Source organism: Aeromonas sp. HMWF014 (genome assembly GCF_963878295.1).
Classification (GTDB): Bacteria; Pseudomonadota; Gammaproteobacteria; order Enterobacterales; family Aeromonadaceae; genus Aeromonas; species Aeromonas popoffii.
Genome location: NZ_CAWNYS010000487.1, coordinates 1 through 7,740 on the forward strand (window position 1 = coordinate 1; position 7,740 = coordinate 7,740).

The following is a 7,740-nucleotide window of genomic DNA, read 5'->3' on the forward strand; positions in this document are numbered from 1 at the left end:
CCTGCCCGGCATTCTGCCGCCACTCAACGAGCAGGAGGCGCAGCAGACCGCCGCCATCCACTCCATCGGTGGCCTGACCCCGCGCGCCGGTCACTGGCACCACAGACCCTATCGCACGCCCCATCACAGTGCCTCCGCCGTGGCGCTGGTGGGCGGTGGCAGCCACCCGCGCCCCGGCGAAATTTCGCTGGCTCACAATGGCGTGCTGTTTCTCGACGAACTGCCCGAATTCGAGCGCAAGGTACTCGACTCTCTGCGCGAACCGCTGGAGACGGGCCACATCACCATCAGCCGGGCCGCCCGTCAGGTGGATTTCCCCGCCCGCTTCCAGCTGATCGGCGCCATGAACCCCAGCCCCTGCGGCCACTATGGCGACGGCCAGACCCGCTCCAGCCCGGATCAGATCCTGCGCTACCTCGGCAAGCTCTCCGGCCCCTTTCTCGACAGATTCGACCTCACGGTGGAAGTGCCGCTGCTGCCCAAGGGGAGCCTGACCGGTAAGGCGGAGCGAGGGGAGTCTAGCCAGCAGATCCGCGATCGGGTGCTGGCGGCGCGGGAGCGCATGCTGAGCCGCAATGGCAAGCTCAACAACCTGCTGGATAGTCGCGAGATAGAGAATATTTGCCGATTATCGCCGCAAGATGCCGAGTTTTTGGAGAACGCCATCCAGAAGCTGGGGCTCAGCATCCGGGCCTGGCACCGTATCCTGCGGGTGTCACGTACCATCGCCGATCTGGCAGGGCAGCCCGCCATCGGCAAGGAGCATCTGATCGAGGCGCTCGGCTACCGCGCCATGGATCGGCTGCTGTCGCGGCTGCGCAGCGGCTGAATAGGCCGAATTGCGTAAACTGAGTCCCTTGCTGCCGAGAGCGCTCTCCATGGTCTCGCGAGCGATCGGCTGATATTATGGCCACAGATCTGACCACTTGATGACCCTTTATCGACAGCAAGACGGACCCGAACTCATGCCCAACAAGCTGACAGAGCGACTGCGCGGCAGCCTCTCCACCCTGCTCTATTTTTTCAACACCCTCTTCTGGTGCATCCCCATCTTCTTGCTGGGTCTGCTCAAGCTGCCGCTACCGCTCACGGGCTGGCGAACCCTCTGCAACGCCCTGCTCGATGGCTGTGCCAGCTGCTGGATCGGTTTCAACAATCTTATCCAGAAAACCATCATCAAAACCCCTTTCGAGGTGGTCGGAGTGGACAAAGGGAGCCGGAATGAGTGGTATCTGGTCATTGCCAACCATCAATCCTGGGTCGACATACTGGTACTGCAGCGGGTTTTTAATCAAAAAATCCCGTTTCTGAAGTTTTTTCTCAAGAAAGAGCTGATTTGGGTGCCTTTTCTCGGTCTGGCCTGGTGGGCGCTCGACTTCCCCTTCATGCGACGCTATTCCCGTAAATTTCTGGAAAAAAGGCCACATCTGAAGGGAAAAGACATAGAAACAACACGCCAGGCCTGTGCCAAATTCCGCCACATTCCGGTGAGTGTGATGAACTTCGTGGAGGGCACCCGCTTCACCGCCCACAAACACGACAAACAGGCCGCCCCCTATCGCCACCTGCTGCACCCGAGAGCTGGGGGCATCGCCTTCACCCTGGCGGCCATGGGCGATCAACTGCACAAACTGGTGGATGTGACCATCGCCTACCCGGGCGGTATCCCCAGCTACTGGGACTTCATGTGCGGCCGGGTCGGGCAAATCAAGGTTCAGGTCCGCTATTTGCCGATCGACCGCAAGCTGGTGGGGGATTACTTCAATGACCCCGAGTTCCAACAAGAGTTTCAACAGTGGCTGAACGGGATCTGGCACGAGAAAGACCAGACCCTGAGCCAGCTGCTGGCAGACAAGACGCAGTAAACGACGCCCATGCTAACCCTGCTCCCCGGCCCCCTGGTGCTGCTCATCAGCACCAGCCTGACCATTTTGTTCACCGCCCTGTGCGCCAGCCTGATCCTGCTGGTGTCGCTGGCCAAGCTGCTGCTGCCCATTCCGGCCTTTGGCCGCGCCTGCAGCCGGCTCAACAACCGTTTCATGATGCTGTGGCTCGGTTGCAACGCCCTGGTGATCCGCCTCACCACCCGCATTGACTGGCAGGTTGAAGATGACTCTCAACTACGCAAGGATGGCTGGTATCTCATCGTCAGCAATCACATGAGCTGGACCGACATAGTGGTGCTGGGCCATCTGTTCCGGGACAGGTTGCCGGTGCCCAAATTCTTCATGAAGCACGAGCTCATCTACATACCGCTGCTGGGACTCGCCTGCTGGGGGCTGGACATGCCTTTCATGCGCCGCTATTCACGGGCGTTTTTGCTACGCAACCCGCATCTGCGCGGCAAGGACATAGAGAGCACCCGCAACGCCTGCGAGAAGTTTCGCCACATCCCCACCACCGTCATCAACTTCGTGGAGGGCACCCGCTTCACCGAGCCCAAGCGGGATGCGGCGCGCTCCCGCTACCGTCACCTGATGCCGCCCAAGGCAGCCGGGCTCGCCTTCACCCTGGCGGCCATGGGGGAGCAGTTCGACAGCCTGATCAACGTCACCATCCGCTATCCGGACAACGCAGAGACCCCGTTCAAGGACTTCCTGATGGGACGGGTAAAACGCATTCAGGTGCACATCGAGGAGCTACCGGTGGATGAGACGCTGGTCGGCGACTACTTCAATGACAAGCAATTCAAACGGGGCTTTCAGGAGTGGCTGAACCAGCGCTGGCAGGAGAAAGACCAGCTGCTGGACAGCTGGCAACGGGATCAGGAACCGCTGCCTGTGGCCGCCAAAGAGGGATCCAAAGAGAGTGCAGAGGCCAGCTCGGCCAACTGATCTTCCGAGAAAACGGCGATGCCGTGCCGACGCAGCAGGGCCGTGGTCTTGCCCTCACCCACCACAGAAACGCCTTCGAAGTGGCCGTTGTAGATACGGCCGCTGCCACATGAGGGGCTCCCCTCCTTGAGCAGGGCGAAGCGAATGCCCTGCGCCTGACAGATCGCCAGCGCCAGCTCGGCGCCGCGATCAAACTCGGCAGTCACATCCAGCCCGCTCGTGGTCACCACCCGCTCACCCTGCCGCTCGGCAGGGGGGCGCGGGGTCGGCAAACCGCCCGCCACTTCGGGACAGAAGGCCAGCACTCGCCCTTCGGCACCCAGCGCACTCAACCAGTCGCTGACAATTCCCTTGCTCTGGCCATCGTAACGCACTGGCTGACCCAGCAAACAAGCACTCACCAGCACACGAACGGGATCCGCACTCATGCTTCCGCTCCATGCATCACCTGATCGAACATCACGCAGCAGGGACTCTCCAGCCGGTAGAGAATGGCGGGGCGCTGCTTGCCGGTACGCTTGCGGCCAGTATCCACTAGAATGTCGGCGCGATGGATCCGCTTGCGAAACGCTGCCGTATTCATGGGAGTTTGCAGGATAATTTCGAAGGCGCGCTGCACCTCTGAGAGGGTGAACTCGGGCCCCAGCAGTTGCAGCGGCAAGGTGCTGTAGCGGCTCTTGATCCGCAGCCGCTCCAGCCCCTTGGCAATCAGTTGGGTGTGATCGAAGGCGAGGCTGAGCCCCGGCAGATTGGAGAGCGGATGCCAGCAGCCGTGAATGGCCTCGATCCCGGGATCAACCAGACAGAGATAGACCAGGGTCGTGGACCAGCCACGGGGGTCCCGCTCAAGATTGCCGAGGGTGTAGACCTGCTCGCTGTAGCAGTGGCCCAGCCCCCACTCCGCCAGCAGGCGGCGCTGGGTGGCATCGAGATCCCGATCCAGTGCCTCGTCGATGCGCAAACCGGGTAGCTGCCAGCAGTGGACAAAGGGGGGGCGATCACGGGTCTCGAGCAGCAGCTCGATCCGCTCGTCATGCAAGCGCAGCACCACCATATCCAGACTCATTCTCAACATGCCGATCGCCCTGCTCGCCTTCGATTAATGTTTGGTAGATAATATCACACGAATAGTATGTGCAGGAGCCACTCAATGGGAACCGTCGCCAGCCTGGATATTGATGCGCAGAAGGGATTTACCCCCCTCTGCCCGAACGAACTGCCCGTCGCGGGCGGTGATGATATTGTGGCTGCGCTCAACGCTCAGGCCACCCTCGCCACGCTGCGGATCGGCAGCAAGGACGCTCACCCCGCCAATGCCGACTGGGCCGTCTCCGATCCTGCTGGCATGCTGCTGCCGCTGAATCTGCCCAACGCCGACCTCACCTGGCCGGTGCACTGCGTACCGGGCACCCGGGGGTTCGAACTGCTCGATGGTCTGCCCGCCCCCATCGATTACGACTTCTTCGTCTGGAAGGGGATCGAGCCGGATCTGCATCCCTACGGCACCTGCTTCCACGATCTGGCCGAACAACGCAGCACCGGGCTCATCGAGTTTCTGCAAGCCCGCAAGGTCAGCACGGTGCTGGTCGGCGGCCTTGCCACCGACTACTGCGTCAAGACCAGCGTGCTGCAGCTGCGCCACGCCGGTTTCCGGGTGATCGTCCATCTCGATGCCTGCCGTGGCATCGCCCCCGAGACGGTTGCCAGCGCCCACACCCAGATGATCGAGGCTGGCGCCGAACTGGCCCAGACCCTGATCGATGTACAACGCCTGCTGGACGCCTGATATGCCACCGATTCTCACCAGCCTGCTCGACACCGACGCCTACAAGCTGCATATGCAGCAGGCGGTGTTCCATCGCTATCCGGATGCCGAGGTGGTGGCCGAATTCCACAGCCGCAACGAAGAGGATCTGCTGCCCATGATGGGCCAGATCGAGGAGCAGCTTCGCTTCGCCGGTTCCTTGCGGCTGACCAGACCCGAACTCAATTTTCTGGCCGAGCGCCCCTTCTTCACCCCTGACTACCTCGACCACCTCCGTCGCAAGCCGCTCGATGCTTCCCTGTTGAAAGTGTTCGAGCAAGATGGCCGCATAAATGTGCGGGTCGAAGGGCCCTGGCAGGATGTGATCCTGTGGGAGATCCCGGTGCTCGCCATCATCAGCGAGATGCGCAACCGCTTCCGCTACCCCCAGTTTGGCGTCAGCCAGGCGCTGGAGCGGCTCGATCAGAAGATCGACAAGCTGGAACATACACTCAGCGCCGAGGAGATGAGTGAGTTCAACCTCATCGATTTTGGCACCCGTCGCCGCTTCTCCCACGCGGTGCAGGATGCCGTGGTGGGCCGCCTCAAGGAGCGCCTGCCGGCGTTTCGCGGCACCAGCAACTACCTGCTGGCCCAGAAATACCACTTATCGGCTGTGGGCACCCAGGCCCACGAGTGGTTCCAGGCCCATCAGCAGCTCGGCTTCCCGCTGGAGCACAGCCAGCGCGCCGCCCTCACCAGCTGGCTGGACGAGTTCACCAACCACCTCGGTATCGCCCTGACCGACTGCATCACCATGGATGCCTTCTTGCGTGACTTCGATTTCGAGCTGGCCAGCCGTTATCAGGGGCTGCGACATGACTCGGGCGACCCCGTGGTGTGGGGCGAGAAGGCCATCAGCCACTACCAGCGGCTCGGCATCAACCCCACCGACAAGACGCTGGTCTTCTCCGATGGGCTCAACCTCGACAAGGCCGTCGAGTTGTTCCGTCACTTCCGGGGCCGTATCAACACCAGCTTCGGCATCGGCACCAAGCTCACCTGCGATCTGCCCGGCGTCAGTCCCATGAACATCGTGTTCAAGCTGATGGAGTGCAACGGCGGCCCGGTGGCCAAGATCTCCGACAGCCCGGGCAAGACCCTGTGCCGGGATGCGGACTTCATACGCAACCTCAAGCAGGCCTTTCACGTCGGGGTCTGATCTTCCAGAGCACCAGAAAACAAAAAGCCCGCCGGTTCGCACCGGCGGGCTTTTTTCATGATGTCAGGCAACCATCAATCTTTCTTGGCCAACAGGAATTTCACCAGCTGGTTGAACTGCTCCTGGGAAGTAATGGATTCGATCTTCACCATGTACTTGCCATTGACCAGGAAGGCCGGCACACCGCGAATGTTGTAGCTCTCGGTGTTGCGATCGAACTGGGAGACCATGCCGGAGACGGCGAAGCTGTCGACGGCACCGTCGAACTCTTCCGCTGGCACACCGTTGTCCACAAAGATCTGCTTCACGTCATCGCGACTCATCGGCGGCTGACGCTGGGTGTGGATCTTGGTGAAGATGGCCGGAGTCAGCTTGGCTTCGGCATTGAGCAGGCTGGCGACGGCGTAGGCACGCTGCATCTCCGGACCCATCTCGCGGCCGAGGAAGGCAACCGGGTTCTTCTTGAGGGGCACACCCTCTGGCAACCCAGCCTTCAACTGTTCAACAATCGGTTCGAAGGTGGCGCAGTGCGGGCAGAAGTAGGAGAAGAACTCCATCACTTCCGGCTGGGCAGTGCCAGTCTGTTTGACCACATCGTAGTTGACGCCTTCCTTGAACTCGGGGGCGGCGTGAACCATGGGGATCATCAGCATGGCAGCAAGGAAAAATAAAACTTTTTTCATGATGTTTCCTGTTAAGGGATCACTGTGAGGCACGCCCGGCGAACCGAAGCAGTGCCAAGCCTATTGTGTCGCCATCCCGCCGTCAATGGTCAGAGCAGGAGTTCGAGTCCCTTCTGTCGCTCAATATCCCCTCAATGTCACCAGTTTGGCATCAGGGTCAAGGGCGGCGCCTTCAGCGCTTCCAGCTGATCGTGCAGGGTGGCGATTTGCTGACGCCAGTAGTGATCGGTATTGAACCAGGGGAAGTGACGGGGAAAAGCGGGATCTTCCCAGCGCCGCGCCAGCCAGGCCATGTAGTGGACAATCCGCATTGCCCGCAGCGGCTCGATAAGCGCTAGCTCACGCGAGTCGAACTCCATGAACTCCTCGTAGCCCGCCAGCAGGGTATCGAGCTGGATCTGCTGCTCGTGGCGCTCGCCGCTCAGCATCATCCAGAGATCCTGGATGGCGGGACCGGTACGACAATCATCGAGATCGACGAACATGGGGCCGTCGCGCCACAGGATGTTGCCCGGGTGGCAATCGCCATGCAGGGAGATCTGAGCCACATCCAGGGTCATGGCATCGCTGACATGCTTGATCAGCTCGTCGAGCACCCCGAAAAATTGCTTGGCCAACCCGCTCGGCAGCCACTCGCCGGACGCCAGCAGCTGACGCGGCTCGTGCAGCATGCTCTCCACATCGAGCCGGACCCTGTGATGGAAGGGGCGACAGGCGCCTATCTGGTGGATGCGGCCGAGGAAACGCCCCACCCACTCCAGCTGGTCGAGGTTATCCACCTCGAACTGGCGGCCACCGACGCTCTGCCAGATGGCAAAGGGGTAGCCTTCGTGCTCCAGCAGGGTTTCGCCAGCGAAGGCGAGCGGCGCGGCGACCGGGATCTCCGCATCCCAGAGACGCGTAGTGAACTCATGCTCCTCGAGGATCTGGGCCCGACTCCAGCGGCCGGGACGATAAAACTTCACCACATAGCGGCGACGATCCTCATCCTGGAACTGGTAGACCCGGTTCTCGTAGCTGTTGAGCTCGATGAGGCCGGAGTCGAGCCGCAGACCGCTGAGATCCAGCGCATCCATGATGAGATCGGGATTGAGGTCGGAATAGTTGAAACGCATGTCATCCACCATAAGAAAGGGGCGCCGTTGCGCCCCAGTCTATCACTACTCGGTTCAATGGCGTTCAACCCAACCGGTTGCGCCACGCTTTCCCGTCATCACTGCGGTCACTGGGGCCTGAACTGACCGGTCAGCCCTCGCC

At 61.2% G+C, this 7,740-nt stretch carries 9 protein-coding genes; 5 read left to right on the top strand and 4 right to left on the bottom strand.

Annotation, left to right across the window (positions count from 1 at the left end):
• The 3 genes from AAC083_RS18805 to AAC083_RS18815 all read left to right on the top strand — a co-directional run.
• Positions 1-829, top strand: an 829-nt coding sequence (locus AAC083_RS18805) for a YifB family Mg chelatase-like AAA ATPase (RefSeq protein WP_146181736.1), incomplete at its 5' end; no start/stop codon positions are given.
• Between the two features lie 136 nt (positions 830-965).
• Complete coding sequence (locus tag AAC083_RS18810) at positions 966-1,865, top strand: acyltransferase (protein WP_108537411.1); 900 nt, start codon at positions 966-968, stop codon at positions 1,863-1,865.
• A 9-nt stretch (positions 1,866-1,874) separates the two neighbouring features.
• The gene (locus tag AAC083_RS18815; RefSeq protein WP_108537412.1) at positions 1,875-2,834 is read left to right on the top strand and encodes an acyltransferase; all 960 of its coding nucleotides are present in this window, start codon (positions 1,875-1,877) and stop codon (positions 2,832-2,834) included.
• Here AAC083_RS18815 and AAC083_RS18820 read toward each other — a convergent pair.
• Both AAC083_RS18820 and AAC083_RS18825 read right to left on the bottom strand, forming a co-directional pair.
• Positions 2,765-3,262 carry a DUF523 domain-containing protein gene (locus tag AAC083_RS18820; RefSeq protein WP_108537413.1) on the bottom strand — a complete coding sequence of 166 codons (498 nt, stop codon included), beginning with the start codon at positions 3,260-3,262 and terminating at the stop codon, positions 2,765-2,767. The two genes, AAC083_RS18815 and AAC083_RS18820, sit on opposite strands and share 70 nt — an antisense overlap.
• A complete protein-coding gene (locus AAC083_RS18825) occupies positions 3,259-3,909 on the bottom strand; it encodes an NUDIX hydrolase (RefSeq protein ID WP_108537414.1) in 651 nt (216 codons plus the stop codon). The genes AAC083_RS18820 and AAC083_RS18825 overlap by 4 nt, the downstream gene beginning before the upstream one ends.
• 75 nt (positions 3,910-3,984) lie before the next feature.
• On the opposite strand from AAC083_RS18825, the gene AAC083_RS18830 reads away from it, so the two are divergent.
• The gene (locus tag AAC083_RS18830; RefSeq protein ID WP_042035879.1) at positions 3,985-4,620 is read left to right on the top strand and encodes a nicotinamidase; all 636 of its coding nucleotides are present in this window, start codon (positions 3,985-3,987) and stop codon (positions 4,618-4,620) included.
• Position 4,621: 1 nt separating this feature from the next.
• Positions 4,622-5,800, top strand: a complete 1,179-nt coding sequence (gene pncB, locus AAC083_RS18835; RefSeq protein ID WP_108537415.1) for a nicotinate phosphoribosyltransferase — start codon at positions 4,622-4,624, stop codon at positions 5,798-5,800.
• Between the two features lie 74 nt (positions 5,801-5,874).
• Here pncB and AAC083_RS18840 read toward each other — a convergent pair whose 3' ends face one another.
• The gene (locus AAC083_RS18840; RefSeq protein ID WP_108537416.1) at positions 5,875-6,483 is read right to left on the bottom strand and encodes a thiol:disulfide interchange protein DsbA/DsbL; all 609 of its coding nucleotides are present in this window, start codon (positions 6,481-6,483) and stop codon (positions 5,875-5,877) included.
• Between the two features lie 137 nt (positions 6,484-6,620).
• Positions 6,621-7,610, bottom strand: coding sequence for a serine/threonine protein kinase (locus tag AAC083_RS18845; RefSeq protein ID WP_108537417.1), 990 nt, complete (start codon positions 7,608-7,610; stop codon positions 6,621-6,623).
• Between the last annotated feature and the right edge of the window lie 130 nt (positions 7,611-7,740).